The organism is Streptomyces boninensis, assembly GCF_048572725.1.
GTDB lineage: Bacteria > Actinomycetota > Actinomycetes > Streptomycetales > Streptomycetaceae > Streptomyces > Streptomyces boninensis.
Window position 1 is genome coordinate 9,246,120 of the sequence record NZ_CP183837.1, and the last position, 17,476, is coordinate 9,263,595.

The 17,476-nt window shown below is 70.6% G+C and carries 14 protein-coding genes; 12 read left to right on the forward strand and 2 right to left on the reverse strand.

Going from position 1 to position 17,476, the window contains the following annotated elements; all coding sequences use genetic code 11:
- Positions 1-77 precede the first annotated feature (77 nt).
- The 6 genes from ACNNMR_RS41630 to ACNNMR_RS41655 are packed head-to-tail and all read left to right on the forward strand — an operon-like array spanning position 78 to position 6,115.
- Positions 78-482 (forward strand): 3-aminobutyryl-CoA ammonia lyase, encoded by a 405-nt coding sequence (locus ACNNMR_RS41630; RefSeq protein ID WP_419999947.1) that lies wholly within the window; start codon positions 78-80, stop codon positions 480-482.
- Position 483: 1 nt separating this feature from the next.
- Positions 484-1,980 carry a class I adenylate-forming enzyme family protein gene (locus ACNNMR_RS41635; RefSeq protein WP_419999948.1) on the forward strand — a complete coding sequence of 499 codons (1,497 nt, stop codon included), beginning with the start codon at positions 484-486 and terminating at the stop codon, positions 1,978-1,980.
- Positions 1,967-2,872: an ArgK/MeaB family GTPase gene (locus ACNNMR_RS41640; RefSeq protein WP_419999949.1), complete on the forward strand. Its 906-nt coding sequence runs from the start codon at positions 1,967-1,969 to the stop codon at positions 2,870-2,872. The genes ACNNMR_RS41635 and ACNNMR_RS41640 overlap by 14 nt, the downstream gene beginning before the upstream one ends.
- Entirely contained in the window at positions 2,869-4,548 is a 1,680-nt protein-coding gene (locus ACNNMR_RS41645) for an acyl-CoA mutase large subunit family protein (protein WP_420000651.1), read from the forward strand. The genes ACNNMR_RS41640 and ACNNMR_RS41645 overlap by 4 nt, the downstream gene beginning before the upstream one ends.
- Positions 4,549-4,571: 23 nt before the next feature.
- On the forward strand, positions 4,572-5,003 hold the full coding sequence (locus ACNNMR_RS41650) for a cobalamin B12-binding domain-containing protein (protein ID WP_419999950.1): 432 nt from the start codon (positions 4,572-4,574) through the stop codon (positions 5,001-5,003).
- Entirely contained in the window at positions 5,000-6,115 is a 1,116-nt protein-coding gene (locus tag ACNNMR_RS41655) for a P1 family peptidase (RefSeq protein WP_419999951.1), read from the forward strand. The genes ACNNMR_RS41650 and ACNNMR_RS41655 overlap by 4 nt, the downstream gene beginning before the upstream one ends.
- On the opposite strand, the gene ACNNMR_RS41660 is transcribed toward ACNNMR_RS41655, so the two are convergent.
- Both ACNNMR_RS41660 and ACNNMR_RS41665 read right to left on the reverse strand, forming a co-directional pair.
- Complete coding sequence (locus tag ACNNMR_RS41660; RefSeq protein WP_419999952.1) at positions 6,108-6,326, reverse strand: hypothetical protein; 219 nt, start codon at positions 6,324-6,326, stop codon at positions 6,108-6,110. The genes ACNNMR_RS41655 and ACNNMR_RS41660 overlap by 8 nt on opposite strands.
- Positions 6,327-6,509: 183 nt before the next feature.
- Complete coding sequence (locus ACNNMR_RS41665; protein WP_419999953.1) at positions 6,510-7,463, reverse strand: GntR family transcriptional regulator; 954 nt, start codon at positions 7,461-7,463, stop codon at positions 6,510-6,512.
- Positions 7,464-7,679: 216 nt separating this feature from the next.
- On the opposite strand from ACNNMR_RS41665, the gene ACNNMR_RS41670 reads away from it, so the two are divergent.
- From ACNNMR_RS41670 to ACNNMR_RS41695, 6 genes are read left to right on the forward strand one after another with little or no spacing between them, the layout of a single operon-like run.
- Positions 7,680-9,335, forward strand: a complete 1,656-nt coding sequence (locus tag ACNNMR_RS41670) for an ABC transporter substrate-binding protein (protein ID WP_419999954.1) — start codon at positions 7,680-7,682, stop codon at positions 9,333-9,335.
- Positions 9,332-10,294: an ABC transporter permease gene (locus ACNNMR_RS41675; RefSeq protein WP_419999955.1), complete on the forward strand. Its 963-nt coding sequence runs from the start codon at positions 9,332-9,334 to the stop codon at positions 10,292-10,294. Before ACNNMR_RS41670 ends, ACNNMR_RS41675 begins: the two co-directional genes overlap by 4 nt.
- Positions 10,294-11,166, forward strand: coding sequence for an ABC transporter permease (locus ACNNMR_RS41680; protein WP_419999956.1), 873 nt, complete (start codon positions 10,294-10,296; stop codon positions 11,164-11,166). Before ACNNMR_RS41675 ends, ACNNMR_RS41680 begins: the two co-directional genes overlap by 1 nt.
- Complete coding sequence (locus ACNNMR_RS41685; protein WP_419999957.1) at positions 11,163-13,046, forward strand: dipeptide ABC transporter ATP-binding protein; 1,884 nt, start codon at positions 11,163-11,165, stop codon at positions 13,044-13,046. The genes ACNNMR_RS41680 and ACNNMR_RS41685 overlap by 4 nt, the downstream gene beginning before the upstream one ends.
- A complete protein-coding gene (locus ACNNMR_RS41690; RefSeq protein ID WP_419999958.1) occupies positions 13,043-15,157 on the forward strand; it encodes a DPP IV N-terminal domain-containing protein in 2,115 nt (704 codons plus the stop codon). Before ACNNMR_RS41685 ends, ACNNMR_RS41690 begins: the two co-directional genes overlap by 4 nt.
- 16 nt (positions 15,158-15,173) lie before the next feature.
- Positions 15,174-17,444 (forward strand): DPP IV N-terminal domain-containing protein, encoded by a 2,271-nt coding sequence (locus ACNNMR_RS41695; RefSeq protein WP_419999959.1) that lies wholly within the window; start codon positions 15,174-15,176, stop codon positions 17,442-17,444.
- The last annotated feature ends 32 nt before the right edge of the window (positions 17,445-17,476 follow it).

The following is a 17,476-nucleotide window of genomic DNA, read 5'->3' on the forward strand; positions in this document are numbered from 1 at the left end:
CTAACCAGATATGGCTAGGTGCTCTACCCTCACTTGTGACGCGTTCGTCCGCCCGCCACACGGAGAGGGACATCCGCATGTTTGACGTGAGGTCCGCTGATGACGAAGCGATGATCCGGCTGCGGCTGGCACCCGGAGACGCCAGGTACGCGGGGAACCTCGTGCCCGGGTCCAAGGCGATGGAGATCTTCGCCGACCTGGAGACCGAACTCGCCCTGCGGGAAGGGGGAGATGAGGGGCTGTGCGCCGCGTACGAATCGGTGGAGTTCACCGCGCCGCTGCGGGCCGGGGACTTCGTCGAGGGGCTGGCCAGGGTGGTCGGGCGAGGGCGGAGCAGCCGGCGGATCGAGGCGCGGATCTACAAGGTGCTCGCCGTCGACGACAAGGGCGCGCGGATCGCGCTCGACGCCCCCGTGCTCGCGGCCACCGCCGTCGCCACCATCGTGGTGGGGGCCAACAACCGCCCCGCCGGGACCGCCTGACGTGGCCGGACGCCTGGGCTCCGTCGTCTCGTGGGTGGGCGCGGTCGTCCGTGCCCACCCGGGCCATCCGGCGCTGATCAGCGAGGGCTCCACGTGGAGCTACCGGGAGTTCTGGGAACGGTCGGCCGCCGTCGCCCGCCGGCTGCTCGCCATGGGGCTGACGCCCGGGCAGGCGGTGGGACTCGTCGGCGCCAATGAACGGGACTATGTCGTCAACTACTTCGGCATCCTGCGGGCCGGCGGCGCGGTCGTCCCCGTCAGCCACCTGCTCGACGCCGCCTCGATCAGGGACCAGCTCACCTCCTTCGACGCCCGCGCCGTCTTCGTCGGCCGGGTGGACGCGGCCGTACGGGACGAATTCGCCGCCGCGGCCATTCCCGTGCTGCCCATGAAAGGAGCGGCCGAAGAGGCGCCCGGCGGCGGCCGGCTCCCCTTTCTCGGCGCCAGTTCCACCTGCGCCATCGTGCCTACGAGCGGCTCCACCGGCCGGCCGAAGGGCGTCGTGCACAGCCACGGCACCCTGCTGCACGGCCCGTTGCAGCTGGCGTCGGTGTTCCCGTTCGGGCAGGGCGAGCGCGGCCTCGTCTTCCTGCCGCTGTACGCCTGCATACCGGAGCAGGTGCTGCCGATGCTGTGCACCGGCGGTGCCGTCGAGATCCTGCCCGGATTCGACATAGAGCGGGTGGCCGATGCCTGCACCAGGGCGACCACCTTCGACGCGGTGCCGACCATCCTCAGCCGGCTCATCGAGCATGCCCCGCCGCACAAGCTCGCCCGGCTGCGCTGGGTGATGTTCGCGTCGGAGGTCATGCCGGGGCCGCTGCTGCGCCGCTGGTGGGAGGAGCTGCCGGGGGTGGAGATGAATCAGTTCTACGGCATGACCGAGGTGCTGACGCTGACCGCGGCGCCCCACCAGCTGCTGCGGGCCGAACCGACCACCGTGGGGCGGCCGTTCGCCACCTCCGCGCTGACCGTCGAGCACGGCGACGGTTCGGCGGCCGCGTACGGCAGCGGCGAGCTGCTCGGCGGTGGCCCGGCCCGCATGCGCGGCTATTACGACGACGTCGCCGCGACCAAGGCCGCCCTCGCCCCCGACGGCTCCATGCGCACCGGCGACCTGGGCCGGATCGACGAGCGCGGGATGGTCTTTCTGACCGGGCGCAGCAAGGACATCATCATCTCCGGCGGTATCAACATCGCCCCGGCGGAGATAGAGGCGGTCGCGGCCGCGCATCCGGCGGTCGAGCGGGTCGTGGTCGTCGGGATCCCCAGCGCCCGCTGGGGTGAGACGCCCGTCGTGGTGGCCGTGCCGCGGCCGGGACGGGCCGTCACCTCCGCCGCGCTGCTCGACCACTGCAGGTCCCGGCTGGCCGGCTTCAAGCGGCCGACCGGGGCCGGACTCATCGATTCCTTTCCCACCACCGGCATCGGCAAGACCGCCAAGGACGCCGTCCGCCGGATGATCGTCGACGGGAAGATCAGCCTTGTTCGAGCTTGATGACATCGCCGCCGTGGCCGCGAAGGGCAGGCAGGGCCTGTGGGGTCCGCTCGCCCGCGCGGTCACGCAGGTCGAGAACAGCCCGCCGTGGGAGGTCACCGTCCCGCGCGCCGCGCAGCCCTGCCACATCGTCGGGGTCACCGGCCCGCCGGGCGCCGGCAAGTCCACGCTCACCGGCCGGCTGATCGAGTCGTACGCCGACGCCGGGCTGCGCGTCGCCGTGCTGGCCATCGACCCGTCCAGCCCGCTCACCGGCGGCGCGGTGCTCGGCGACCGGCTGCGGATGGAGACCCATCTCAGCGGCCGCCCCGAGGTGTTCGTACGCAGCCTCGCCAGCCGCGGCTCGCACGGCGCGGTGGCGTCGGCGACCCGTAACATCGCGCGGCTCCTGGAGCTCTCCGGGCTCTTCGACGTCGTCCTCATCGAGACCGTCGGCGCCGGGCAGACCGAGGTGGCCATCGTCGACGTCGCCGACACCGTGCTGCTGGTCACCGTGCCGGGCCTCGGCGATGCCGTGCAGACCATCAAGGCGGGCCTGATGGAGGTCGCCGACGCCTTCGTGGTGAACATGGCCGACCGGCCGGGCGCCCGCGAGACCGCCCGGCATCTGCGGCTGGCCGCCGGCCGCGCGGACGCCGTCCACCTGACCGTCGCGACCGAGGGGGAGGGCGTCGACAAGCTGCGCGAGGGACTGCTGGAGCGCTGGCAGGAGCTCAGCTCCAGCGGCGAGCTCCAGCGGCTGCGGCTGGAGAAGTGGGGCGCGGACGCCTCCCTTGTGGCGGAGGCCTGGGTCGGCGACGTCGCGGGCGCCCTGGACCTGGACTCGCAGGACAGCATGCACAACTCCGTGAACCGGATACTGAAGGAGGCGGCGGGCCGATGGGCACAATGAGCGAGGGGGCCAGGCGCTGGGACGAGCGCGTCCAGACCTGGCAGCGCGAGCGGGTGGCGGCGGACTACGAGCGGATCCCGCGCCGCCGCAAAGAATTCACCACCCTCTCCGGCGCCGAGGTGAAGGACATCTACACCCCCGCCGACCTCCGCGGCCTCGACCCGGCCGCGGACATCGGACTGCCGGGCGAATACCCGTACACCCGCGGCGTGCACGCCACCATGTACCGCGGCCGCCCCTGGACCATCCGCCAGGTGGCCGGCTTCGGCCAGGCCGAGGACACCAACAACCGCTACAAGTACCTGCTCAAGACCGGCCAGACCGGCCTGTCCACCGACTTCGATCTGCCTACGCTGCTGGGCTACGACTCCGACCACGACGTCTACCGCCGCGAGGTCGGCCGGATCGGCGTCGCCATCGACACCGTCGTGGACATGCACGCGCTCTTCGACGGCATCCCCCTCGACCAGATCTCGACCTCGCTGACCATCAACCCGTCGGCGGCGATCCTCCTCGCCATGTACCGGGTGGTGGCCGACGAGCGCGGCATCCCCGGGCACGCCCTCAACGGCACCACCCAGAACGACATCCTCAAGGAATACATCGCCCAGAACGAGTTCATCTTCCCGCCGCTGCCCGCGGTGGAGCTCGTCGTCGACACCATGGAGTACGGTGCCGACGTCATGCCGCGCTTCAACCCGCTCAACGTCTGCGGCTACCACATCCGCGACGCGGGCGCGACGGCCGTCGAAGAGGTCGGCCTGACCATCAGCAACGCCCTCTGCTACCTGGAGCACGCCGCCGCCCGCGGCATCGCCCCCGACCGGCTGGCGCCGCGGGTGTCCTTCTTCTGGGACGTACACAACAACTTCTTCGAGGAGGCCGCGAAGCTCCGCGCGGCCCGGCGGCTGTGGGCCCGGCTGACCCGCGAGCGGCTCGGCTGCAAGGACCCCAGGTCCTGGCTGATGCGCGCCCACTGCCAGACGGCCGGGGTCTCGCTCACCGCCCAGCAGCCCATCAACAACGTCGCCCGCACCGCCATCCAGGCGCTGGCGGCGATCCTCGGCGGCACCCAGTCGCTGCACACCAACTCCCTCGACGAGGCGCTGTCCATCCCGTCCGAGAGCGCCATCAAGATCGCCGTACGCACCCAGCAGATCATCCTCCACGAGACCGGCGCCGCCGACGTCGTGGACCCGCTCGGCGGCTCGTACTACGTCGAGTCCCTGACCAGCCAGATCGAGCAGGACGCGACCGAGCTCATCGAGCGGATCGACGGCATGGGCGGCATGATCCAGGCCGTCGAGAACGGCTACGCCGCCCAGCTCATCGCCGACTCCGCCTGGGAGCAGCAGGTCGCGGTCGAGAGCAACGACGCCATCGTCGTCGGCCAGAACGACTTCGTGGACGAGAACGAGACCCAGGACCTCGAGATCGACCGCCCCATCCCCGGCGTCATGGAGCGGCAGATGGAGCGCCTCGCCGAGGTCAAGCGCTCCCGCGAGGACCGCCGGGTGACCGCGGCGCTGCGCGCCATCGAGCAGGCGGCGCCCGACCTGCACCACAACCTCATGCCGCTGATCGAGGACGCCGTCCGGGCCCGCGCCACCGTCGGGGAGATCTGCGATGTGCTGCGCGGCACCTGGGGGCATCACCAGCCGTCGACCGTCTTCTGAACCTGTTGTGAACGGAGCGAGATATGCAGTCAGTTACGGACGGGCGGCCCGAGGCGCCGCTCAAGGTCGTCGTCGCCAAGCCAGGGCTCGACGGCCACGACCGCGGCGCCAAGGTCGTCGCCCGGGCGCTCAGGGACTCGGGCATGGAGGTCGTCTACACCGGCATCTACCAGACCCCGGAGTCGATCCTGCGCGCGGTCGTCCAGGAGGACGCGGATGTGCTGGGGCTCTCCAGCCTCTCCGGCGCGCATCTGGAGTACGCGAAGGAGCTCGGCGAGCTGCTGAAGGCCAATGACCGTACGGACGTCCTCTTCCTGGTCGGCGGCACGGTCCCGCCGGAGGACGCCGAGACCCTGAGCGGCTACGGCGTGCACGCGGTCTTCGGCCCTGGCACTCCGACGGGTGAGCTGGTCGACTACATCAAGTCCAACGCGCGCCACGTGGGCCAGGCGTGAGGTCCCGCGACCTCGGCATCGCCATCGGCGAGCTGCCGACCGGACCGTACAACGCGATCACCGACGTCGCCGGAGTCCGGGTCGGGCACCACACGCTCGTCTCCGGCGACGGGCCCCTGGACGTCGGGCGGGGGCCGGTGCGTACGGGCGTGACGGTCGTCGAGCCGCGGCCGGGGGTGTGGGCCTCGCCCGTCTTCGCCGGCTCGCACCGCCTCAACGGCAACGGCGAGCTCACCGGCCTGGCGTGGGTGCGCGAGAACGGGCAGCTCACCACTCCTATCGGGCTCACCAACACCCACTCGGCCGGGGTCGTACGCGATGCGATCGTCGCCCGGCTGCACCGCGAGCGCGGGGACGACGAGCTGTACTTCCACCTGCCGGTGGTCGGGGAGACGTACGACGGCATCCTCAGCGACATCAACGGCAGGCACGTAACGCAGGAGCATGTGGACGCCGCCTTCGAGGCGCTCGCGGGCGGGACCGTGCCCGAAGGGGCGGTCGGCAGCGGTACGGGCATGATCTGCCACGAGTTCAAGGGCGGCATCGGCACGGCCTCGCGGGTGGTGACGGCCGACGGGGGCGGCCGCTACACGGTCGGCGTGCTGGTGCAGGCCAACCACGGGCGCCGGAGGCGGCTGCGGGTGAACGGCGTGCCCGTCGGGGAGCGCATCACCGCCGACGTGGTGCCGACTCCGTACGAAGGGATCCGGCGGCCCGCCGCCGGGAGCGGCTCGATCATCGTGCTCATCGCCACCGACGCGCCGCTGCTGCCGCATCAGTGCGAGCGGCTCGCGCAGCGCGGTGCGCTGGCGATCGGGCGGACCGGCGGCACGGGGGAGAACAGCAGCGGGGATCTGCTGCTGTCCTTCGCTACGGGCAACGACGGGCTCGCGCCGGTGCGGCTCGGCCCGGCGCCCGCGGACGAGTTCGCCGTCCGGATGGTGGGGGACACGGTGATCGACCTGCTCTTCGACGCCGTCATCGACAGCACCGAGGAGGCCATCCTGAACGCCATGGTCGGGGCGGTCACGACGACCGGCAGGGACGGCCTGACCGCGCACGCCCTCGACCACGACCTGCTGCGGGAGGCGATGGGGCGGGGGCTTAGCTGACGTCGACCACGTCGACCATCCGCAGCAGCTTGGCCCGCGCCCGGACGGCGTGGGCGCCCGGCAGCCGCACTTCCGCGGTGGCGTGGCCGGCGTCCGTCAGCGAGTACCGGAGGGCGAGCACGCCATGGCTGGTCAGGACGGCGGTGATGCGGCTGAGGGCGCCGCGGCTGTGCCGGAGGGTGGCGGTGAGGGTGCAGGGTTCGTCGTTCATAGCCTGGTCTTCCTGGGTGGCGGAAATGAAAAAGACCCCTCGCGGTGCGCGAGAGGTCTGCATGCGGGCGGTGAGGGCCGGGTGTTTCCCGGTCAGCTCGGTGCCTGCATGCGGCGGCTAATAATCAGCTGCTGCTGCATGGCAGGGATTGTCACACGCGGCGGCACCCTTGCCCAGCGCGTCTCAGGATGCGGGCTCCTGCGCGCCGCCGCGCTTGGCGGCCTGCATGTCGCTGACCACCTCGGCGACCATGCGGATGGACGCGGCGTCCAGCACGTTCCCGAACTCGAGCACCTTGACCCGGTCCTCCAGGCTCGCCTTGAGCTCGGGCATCTCGCTCGGGATGACGACGAGTTCGGTGCCCTTCAGGTCGTCGTCCTCGGTGCCGTGCAGGATCGTTATGTTGCTGAGGCCCGCCTGGGTGAGCGAGTCCTGGACGAGCTGGGCCTGGTCGTCGGTGCGGTACCAGATGCCGACCTTGCGCTTCTTCGACACGGAGGCGATCTGCACGAGGGTCTGTACGTGCGGCGCCACGACGATCGCGACCACCTCGGACTTGAGCTTGCGGAACAGGCCGCGCACCTCCGCCAGGTGGAAGAACGTGGTGAGGACGAGGTCGGCCTGCTCCTCCTCGGGCACGAACGCGCCGAGGACCAGCGGCTTGACCTTCAGCCCGAGGTGGCCGCCGAGCTCGCTGGCGAAGTACTTGGCGCGATCGTCATTGCACTCGATGAACGAGACCTTGAGGAGGTTCTCCTCCGCGCGCATGGCCAGGCCCATCACCAGCGACTGGATCTCCGCCGCCGACAGGCCGAGCTCGATGCACTCCCTGGCGGCCTGCTCCAGCACCGCCCGGGCCTGGTCGCGGGCCGGCGAGGTGTCCTGCGCCGGGCCGGGCCCGACCACCCTCGTACCGCTGCGGCCGTGGCTCTCCACCAGGCCGAGCTCGCTCAGGTCGGCGTAGGCGCGGGCGACCGTATTGCGGTTGATGTGGAGATTGTCGGCCAACAGCCGGGCGCTCGGGAGGGTCTGCCCGGGCTCGAGGTCGCCCGACTCGATCATGAATGTCAGCTGGGTGACGATCTGACGGAAGATGGGCACGTCCGAGTGACGGCTCACCTGAAGGTTGTCGACCAAGGCTCGGCTCTCCCTCTACGAACGCGGCTCCGCAGTTCGGCCTATGGTACGCCGAGACCTTCAACCTATCTGCTTTGACCCAGGCAAGTAGATCATTAATGGGTAACTTAGATACCTCCAACTAGGCCCTTGACGGCCGGAAGTTGGCCCAATGATACTGGCCCATGCCATTGGCGCTCGACTGACTTACCGGAACACAACGAAACCGGAGTCATCATGAAGTCCGATGTGAACGGCCCAGCAAGGCGGCGGTTGTCGCGCCCGATGGCGCTGGCGGTGGCCGGTGCCGTGGCCCTGGGGGCGGCGGCCTGCACCGACAACTCACCGGGCGCCGGCACGGGCAAGGCGGGCGCCGCGGTGAAGGAGCGGACCGTGGGCCCCGGCAAGTCCGTCTCGGACCAGCGGATCCCGCTGCTCAAGGTCGGCATCCTCGGCCAGGTGCCCACCCTGAACCCCAAGAAGGGCATCGGCTCCGGCCTTTACACCAACACCCTTGGCCTGGAGTCGCTGCTCCGGGTCGGCCCCGACGGGAAGCTCGAACCCTGGCTGGCCACCAGCTGGAAGCAGACCAGCGCCAAGGTCTACGAGTACACCCTGCGCAAGGGCGTCAAGTTCTCCGACGGCAAGCCGCTCACCTCCGCCGACGTCAAGTTCTCCTGGGATTACTACCGCACCCAGGGCAGCCGGCGCAGCCACTACTACGCCAACGTCGACCACATCGAAGCGCCGGACAAGCGCACCGTCCGCGTCACCCTCACCCAGCCGGACGCCTCCTTCAAGTACACGCCCGCGATGTTCTGGTCGGTCATCTTCCAGAAGAAGTTCCACCAGGAGCACGAGAAGGACTTCGGCCAGCCCGGCACCCTCCTGGTGGCCACCGGCCCGTGGAAGTTCGACAGCCTCAACCCGACCAGCGGCGTGGAGCTCTCGGCCAACCCGCACTACTGGGGCGGCAAGCCCGCCATCGACAAGATCTCGGTCAAGTCGTACGCCAACGACAACAGCATGGCCCTCGCGCTGCGCTCCGGCGAGATCGACCTGTCCCCGGGCGTCGGCTCGCCGAAGGCCTTCAACTCCACCGCGGGCAAGAACATCGTCACCACAGTGGCAACCTGCGCGACGACCTTCTTCAGCATGCCGACCACGAAGCAGCCGTGGGACGACGTGCATGTGCGCAGGGCGGCCGCGTACGCCATCAACCGCAAGGACGTCATCGCCTCCACGCAGGGCCGGGCGGGCGCCCCGCTGAACACCCTCATCGCCCCTGAGCTGATGCGGCCGCTGGGCAGCAAGGAAGAGGTCGGGAAGGCGCTCGACAGCATCCCCGTCTACGAGCACTCCATCGCCAAGGCGAAGGCGGAGCTGAAGAAGTCCAAGGTGCCGAACGGATTCAGCGGCACGTACGTGATCGCCACCTCGACGGCCGCCACCGGCGAGGTCATCGTCGACCAGCTCAAGAAGATCGGCATCAAGCTCAAGCTGGAGAGCGTTGCAGACTCCGCGTTCACCGCCCGGCTCACCGGCGGCCCCGACACCCGGCCGGTGACCTCGTCCGAGACCGGCGCCTGTTCCCCCGACCCGAGCTGGGACTCGATCTTCCTGGGCAAGGCCAACGCCGCCAAGGGCGGCCTGAACATCGCCAACTACACCCCGCCCGAGGTCGACAAGCTCCTCGCCGACGGCCTGAAGACCCAGGAGCCGAAGCAGCGGCTGCAGATCTACACCGACCTGCTGAAGCGCCTCGGCAAGGACGTCCCGTACGTGCCGCTGTACGCCGAGGGCAATCACTACGCCTCCGCGAAGTACGACATCGCCGGGTACGACAGCTACTGGATGAACGGGCCCTGGGCGCTGAACGTGGTGGCCAAATGAACCTGCACGGCATCCTGATCTTCGTCGCCAGGCGGCTGGGCGCGATGGCGGTCCTGCTGGTGCTGCTGTCCTTCGGGGTGTTCTCGCTGACCTACCTCGCGCCCGGCGACGCCGTCGACGCGCTGCTCGGCGGCCGGTCGAGCTCGCCCGAGCTGGTCGCGCAGCTCCGCGAGGAATACCACCTCAACGACCCGTTCTTCACCCAGTACTGGATCTGGGCCAGAGACGCCCTGACGCTCAACTTCGGCGACTCGGTGAAGACCACCCTGCCGGTCACGGACGAGATCAGCGCCCGCCTCGGGGCCTCGGCCTTCCTGGCCGCGTACGCCTATCTCCTGACGATCCTGTTCGGCGTCATCCCCGGCATCGTCGCGGCGCTGAAGCAGCGCAAGGCGCTGGACCGCGGCCTGGTGGCCGGGGCCGTCGTCACGCTGAGCACGCCGCCGTTCGTCCTGGGCATCCTGCTCCTCTACCTCTTCGCCGTGCTGATGCCCATGTTCCCGGCGGCCGGGAAGGGCGCGGGCTTCATCGACATGCTGTGGCATCTGACGCTGCCCGCGATCGCGCTCTCCCTGACCATCGCGGCCTTCATGCTCCGGCACACCAGGGCCTCGATGATCGCCGTACTGGACCAGGATTACGTGACGTTCGCGCGGGCGCGCGGGCTGGCGTGGCGGCGGGTGCTGCAGCGCTACCTGCTGCGCAACGCCCTCATCCCGGTGATCACCGTCAGCGGCGTGCTGCTGTCGTACTTCGTCACCGGCGCCGTACTCGTGGAGACCACCTTCTCGCTCGGCGGCCTCGGCGAACTCCTGGTGCGCTCCGCGCAGGACAACGACCTGCCGATGATCCAGGGGCTCACCCTCCTCATCGCCGCGGTCATCGTCCTGGCCAATCTGCTGGCCGATCTGACGTATCTGGTGATCGATCCCCGGATCCGCTACGAAGGGCGCACCTGATGGCCGCTGTCTCCGCAGATAGTCCGGTCTCCGCGGCAACGCCGGCCGCGAAGCGGCGCCGGCGCCTGCCGGTCCCCATCGCCGTCTGCTTTGTCCTCCTCGGCATCGTCGTCCTCATGGTGCTGTTCGGCCCGTGGCTGACACCGCACGACCCGGGCGAGCAGAACGCCCTGGCAGGCTCGGCGGGCCCCAGCGCCGAGCACTGGCTGGGCACCGACGCGCTGGGCCGCGACGTCCTCTCGCGGGTGATCGCGGGCGCCCGCTCCGCCATCGTCGGCCCGCTGCTGATCGCCCTCGTCACGATGGTGTGCGGCAACCTCCTCGGCTTGCTCTCCGGCTACCGCGGCGGCCTCGCCGACTTCGTGATCATGCGCTGGGTCGACCTCATGGTGGCCATGCCCGCGCTGCTCGTCATCATCGTGGTCGCGGGCGCGCTCGGCGGCGGCTACTGGCTGGCGGTGCTGCTGATGGCCGTGCTGTCGATCCCCTTCGACACCCGCGTCATACGGGCCGCCACCCTGGAGCAGATCCCGCGCCCGTACGTCGAGGCCGCCAAGACGCTCGGGGTCGCGGACCGCCGCATCATGTTCTTCCACATCTGGCCGAACATCGCGGCGACCGCCTTCGCCAACACCTTCCTGCTCTTCGCGGGCGCGCTGATCGCCCTGTCCGGGCTGTCCTTCCTGGGCCTCGGCGCCGCACCCGGCACCCCGGACTGGGGCCAGATGCTCTCCGAGAACCAGGCGCTGCTGTTCGCCAACCCGGTGGCCAGCATCGCCCCCGGCCTCGCGATCGTCATCGCCGCCACCGCGACGAACCTGATCGGCGACTGGACCTTCGAAAAGATCTCGAGCCGAGGAGCCACCCGTTGAACACCTCCACCGAGCAGCAGGCTCCGCCGGGTGCCCCGGTCCTCAGCGTCAGCCGCCTGAAGATCGGGCGGGCGGGCCTCGGCGGCGAAGGGGCGATCGTCGCCGCCAACGAGTTCACCCTCGCCGCGGGCGACAGCCTCGGCATCGTCGGCGAGTCCGGCAGCGGCAAGTCGATGACGGCCAAGGCGCTCACCGGACTGCTGCCGGCCGGCGTGGTCGCGAGCGGAGTCGCCGAGTACGGCGGCCGCAACCTCCTCGAACTCTCCGAGAAGGAGTGGCGGACGATCCGCGGCAGCGAGATCGGCACCGTCATGCAGGACCCCTTCACCATGCTCAATCCGGTGATGCGGATCGGCACCATCCTGGTCGAATCCCTCGCCCCGGGCCGACGGCTGAGCCGCGCGGAGAAGCGGGCGGAGGCCGTCCGCCGGCTCGCCGAGGTCGGCATCGGCGACCCTTCAGTGGCCGACCGGTATCCGTTCCAGCTGTCCGGCGGCATGCGCCAGCGCGTCGCCATCGCCGCCGCACTGGCCCGCGACCCAAAGGTGCTGATCGCGGACGAGCCGTCGACCGCGCTCGACGTGGTCACCCAGCGGGAGGTCCTCGCGCTCATCAAGCGGATCCAGCGGGCCCGCGGCATGAGCCTGATCCTCATCACCCACGACCTGCGCGTCGCCTTCGCCACCTGCGACCGCATCCATGTCCTGTACGCCGGTTCGCTGGTCGAGGCGGCGGCCGCGGCCGATGTGCAGAGCGAGCCGCTGCACCCGTACACCCAGGGCCTGCTGCTGTCCGAGCCGCCCGCCGACCGGCGGGTGCGCGGCCTGGTCGCCATCCCCGGCTCGGTGCCCGCGGCGGGCGAGGTGCAGGACTGCTGTCCGTTCGCGAACCGATGTCAGTGGGCGGCCCCGGAGTGCCGCGACGGCCTCCCGAAGCTGGAGGTCGTCGCGGACGGCCACGAGTCCCGCTGCGTGCGGCTCCCGCAGATCCGTACCGAGATGGCCGCGGTCCGCGCCAAGGCCGACGAGCCGGCGCCGCCGCTGCCGGACGGCCGCGGCGGCCCCGCGCTGATCGAGGTCGAGCACGTCGAGAAGGTCTTCACCAGCGGCAGCCGCACCGTCCGCGCGGTCGACGACGTCTCGCTGTCCGTACGGGACGGGGAGAGCGTCGGCATCGTGGGGGAGTCGGGGTCGGGGAAGACCACCCTCGCCCGCATGCTGGTCGGGCTGGAGACGCCGTCCGGCGGCGACATCCGCATCGACGGCATCTCGGTACGGAGCTGGCGCAAGCTCAGCGACCGCGACCGGCGCAAGCTGCGCAAGACCGTGCAGACGGTGTTCCAGGACCCGTACTCCAGCCTCAACCCGATGCGCGCCATCGGCTGGACGCTGAAGGAAGCCATCACCACGCACTCCCATGGCGACGGGGACGTGGCCCGCCAGGTCGGCGAGCTGCTGGCGTCCGTCGGCCTGCCCCGCGACTACGCCGCCCGCCGCCCCGCCGCCCTCTCCGGCGGCGAACGGCAGCGCATCGCCATCGCCCGCGCGCTGGCCGCCGGCCCCCGGCTGCTGATCTGCGACGAGCCGGTGTCCGCCCTGGACATGTCCGTGCAGGCACAGATCCTCAACCTGCTGGAGCAGCTGCGCACCGACCGCGGCATCAGCTACCTCTTCATCACCCACGACCTGTCGATCGTCCGGCAGGCATCGGAGTTCCTGTACGTGATGAACGGCGGCCGGGTCGTCGAATCCGGACCGACGGAAGCCGTCCTCGACCACCCGGAGCACGCCTACACCGGCGAACTCCTGCGCTCCGTGCCGCGCTCCGACGGCGACTGGCTCGCCGCCCCCGCCCCGACCGCTGGGAGTCGCCTGTCATGACGTCCGACCTGCACGCCCGCTACGCCACGGCCGAGTCGCTGCTCCCGCATAACCTCAAGAAGCTGATCGCCACCCCGCGCGTCGCGGCCAACTGGATCGACGACACCGACACCTTCTGGTACCGCAACGAGTCCGGCGACCGGCACGAGCACGTGCTCGTCGACGCGCAGGCAGGCACAAAGCGACCGGCGCTGGAGCACGAGTGGCAGGACCGGTCCCGACCGGACGAGGCGGCGTCTCCCGACGGCCGGTGGGCGGTCTCGCTGCGCGCGCACGACCTCTGGATCCGGGACACCACCACGGGCGCGGAGCGCCGCCTGACCACCGACGGCATCGAGGCGTACGACTACGGCGGGATGACCGACGCGGCGGCGGGCCGGGTGATGCTGGAGAACCTGGGCCTCGCCGCGCCACCGCTGGTCGAGTGGTCGCCGGACTCCACCCGCTTCGTCACCCACCGCCTCGACCAGCGCAAGCTGGAGCTGATGCACCTGGTCCGCTCGGCGCCGCCGGACGGCGGCCGGCCGCGGCCGATGACGTACCGCTACGCGGTTCCGGGCGACGAACACATCGCCACCGCCGAATACTTCGTCTTCGACGCCGCCACCGGAAAGTCCGTGCAGGCGCGCTGCGAGCCGGTCGCCGCATCGCTCGTGCCCCCGATCGCGTACGGCTGGGTGTGGTGGAGCGCCGGCCAGTCGCGGGTGTACTGGCTGTCCGGCGACCGCGGCGACCACCATGTGGCCCTGCACGCGCTCGACCCGGACACCGGCGAGGTGACCGTGCTCGCCGAGGAGCGGAGCGACTCGCAGCTCCTCCTCGGCCCGCAGCAGATGGACCGCAATGTGCGGGTGCTGGCGAGCGGCGAGGTGCTGTGGTGGTCGCAGCGCAGCGGCTGGGGGCACCTCTACCGCTATGCCGCCGACGGTACGGTTACCGCGCTGACCTCGGGTGAGTGGACGGTCCGGCACATCGTTACGGTCGATGAGGCGGCCCGCCGGGTGGTGTTCACCGCGGGCGGGCGCGAGCCGGGCTCCGACCCGTATTTGCAGCAGCTGTGCTCGGTGTCCCTCGACGGCGGCGAGGTCACCGCGATCACGAGCGACGGGCTCGACCACCACGCGCAGCCGTCGCCCTCGGGCCGGTACTTCGTGGACGTCGCCTCCCGCTGGGACATCCCGGCGGTCTCGGTGCTGCGCGACAGCTCCGGCGGCGTCGTCATGGAGCTGGAGCGGGCCGACGCCACGGCGCTGCGCGCGGCCGGCTGGACGCCGCCCGAGCGGGTGGTGGTGAAGGCCGCGGACGGCGAGACCGACCTGTACTGCGCCGTTTACCGGCCGCACGACTTCGACCCCGACCGTACGTACCCGGTGGTCGAGGAGATCTATCCCGGCCCGCAGGTCTCCTGTGCGCCGCTGCGTTTCCCGCTCTCCGGCGGGCCGCTCACCGGGGCGATGTTCGGGCATGCCGCGGAGTTCGCGGCGCTCGGCTTCGCGGTGGTCGTGGTCGACGGGCACGGCAGCGCGCTGCGCTCGAAGGACTTCCAGGACGCCGTCCGCCACTCCGGCGACGCCCCCTTCGTGGACGACCACGTGGCCGCTCTGCGGCAGCTCGCCGCGACCCGGCCGTGGCTGGACCTGGACCGGGTCGGAATCTACGGCCACTCGGCCGGCGGCTACGCCTCCACCCGCGCCATGCTGCAGGCGCCCGACTTCTACAAGGTCGCGGTCTCCTCCGGCGGCAACCACGACAACCGCGTCAACCACGCCTGGTGGGGCGAGAAGTACTTCGGCCTGACCGGCGAGTTCGACTTCGACCGGCAGGCGAATGTCGCCCTCGCGGACAACCTCAAAGGCAAGCTGCTGCTGGTCCACGGCGAGATGGACGACAACGCCGTACCGCACAACACGATGCGGCTCGCCGACGCGCTCATCCAGGCCAACAAGGACTTCGACCTGCTGATCCTCCCGAACGCCCCGCACCACATCACTCCGCACGCCGCCTACTGGCAGCGGCGCCGCTGGGACTACTTCGTACGGCACCTGATGGGCGAGCAGCCGCCGGACTACCGGCTCGCCGAATTCCCCGCCCCCGACTTCGTCCTCGCCTGACCGGGAGAGCCGATCCATGACATCCGATCTGCAGGCCCGCTATGCCACGGCCGAGTCGCTGCTGCCGCACAACCTCAAGAAGCTGATCCATTCGCCGCATGTCCGCCCGAACTGGATCAAGGACACCGAGACCTTCTGGTATCGCAACCGCACCGCGGCCGGAGTGGAGTTCGTGCTGGTCGACGCGGAGTCCGGCACCAGGCGGCCGGCATTCGACCGCGTGCGGCTGGCCGAGGCGCTGAACGGCGTGGTCGAGAAGGAGCTGGACGCTGCCGATCTGCCGCTCTACGCCATCGACTTCACCGACGACGCGATCCGGGTGGACGTGGAGAAGCAGCGGATAGAGGTCTCCCTGGACACGTACACCGCCACTGTCCTCGGCACCGCGCCCGACGGCGAGAAGCGCTCGCCCGACGGCCGCTGGGCCGTGGGCCTGCGCGCGTACAACCTCTACCTCCGCGACCTCGACAGCGGCGAGGAACGGCAGCTCACCGCCGACGGCGCCGAAGCCCACGGCTACGCCGCCCAGGCCGACTCCTGCGCCAACAAGGTCATGCAGGAGAACCTCGGCTTCACCGCACCCCCGCTGATCGTCTGGTCACCCGACTCTTCCCGCTTCCTCACCCACCGCCTCGACCAGCGCGACTGCGAGCTGATGCACCTGGTCCGCGCCGCGCCGCCGGACGGCGGCCGCCCGCGGCCGATGACGTACCGCTACTCGATGGTCGGCGACGAGCACCTCGCCACCGCCGAGTTCATGGTCTTCGACGCGGCCACGGGCGATGCGACGCAGGCGAAGTGCGAGCCGGTCCTGATGCCGTACGTGTCGGCGATCCAGCTCGGCCACTGCTGGTGGAACGACGCCGGGACCAGGGCGTACTGGCTGGCGGGCGACCGCGGCGAGCGGACGGTCCGGCTGTACGAGCTGGACGCCGGGACCGGCGAGGTCGCGGTGCTCGTGGAGGAGACCAGCGGGACGACCGTCCAGTGCGGCCCGCACTTCATGGACCGTAACGTCCGGGTCCTGGACTCGGGCGAGGTGCTGTGGTGGTCGGAGCGCAGCGGCTGGGGTCACCTCTACCGCTACGCGACGGACGGCACGGTCACCGCGCTCACCTCGGGGGACTGGCAGGTGCGCAAGCTCGTCGCCGTGGACGAGGAGTCGCGGCGCGTCGTCTTCACGGCGGGCGGGCGCGAGCCCGACGCCGATATCTATCTGCAGCAGCTGTGCTCGGTGTCGCTCGACGGCGGCGAGATCACCGTGATCACCAGCGACGGGCTCGACCACGACGCGCTGCCGTCGGAGTCGGGGAGGTACTTCGTGGACGTCATGTCGCGGGTCGACGTCCCTGCCGTGTCCGTGCTCCGCGACGCGACCGGCGCCGTCGTAATGGAGCTGGAGGAGGCCGACCCCGCCGGTCTGTACGAAGCCGGGTTCACGCCCGCCGAGCGGATCGTGGTCAAGTCGGCCGACGGCGTCACCGACCTCTACTGCTCCCTCTACCGGCCGCACGACTTCGACCCGGCGGCCACGTATCCCGTGGTCGACGAGATCTACCCGGGCCCGCAGCTCGGCCCGCTGCAGCACCGCTTCCCGCTCGCCCGGGGCGTCATGGCCGGGGAGCGGAACGGCATGGTGTTCGCCGCGCTCGGCTTTGTGCACGTGGTGGTCGAGCACCGCGGCACCCCGCTGCGCAGCAAGGCCTTCCAGGACCACGCCCGGCTCTTCGGCGACGGCGACTACCTGGACGACCACGTCGCGGCCATCAGACAACTCGCCGCCACCCGCCCCTGGATGGACCTCGACCGGGTCGGCATCTTCGGCCACTCCGGCGGCGGCTACGCCTCGACCCGCGCGATCCTGCGGGAGCCCGGCTTCTTCAAGGTCGCGGTGTCCTCGGCGGGCGACCACGACGACGGCACGTACCACTCGTGGTGGGGCGAGAAGTACTACGGCCTCGCGGCGGAGTTCGACTACGGGCCGCACGCCAACGCCGCCCTCGCCGCCAACCTCAAGGGCAAGCTGCTCCTCGCCCACGGCGAGATGGACGACAATGTCACCCCGCATCTGACGATGCGCCTGGCCGAGGCCCTGATCAAGGAGAACAAGGACTTCGACCTGCTCATCGTCCCCAACGCCGACCACACGATGCTCTGGAACCAGGCGTACTGGCTGCGCCGCCGCTGGGACTATTTCGTACGCCATCTGCTGGGCGCCACCCCGCCCCCGTACCGCATCGCCGACATCCCGGCGGACCCCGAGGCGCTGGCCGAGCTGCTGGGCTGAGCAGGACAACTGCCGAACCCCGAGCGAAGGAG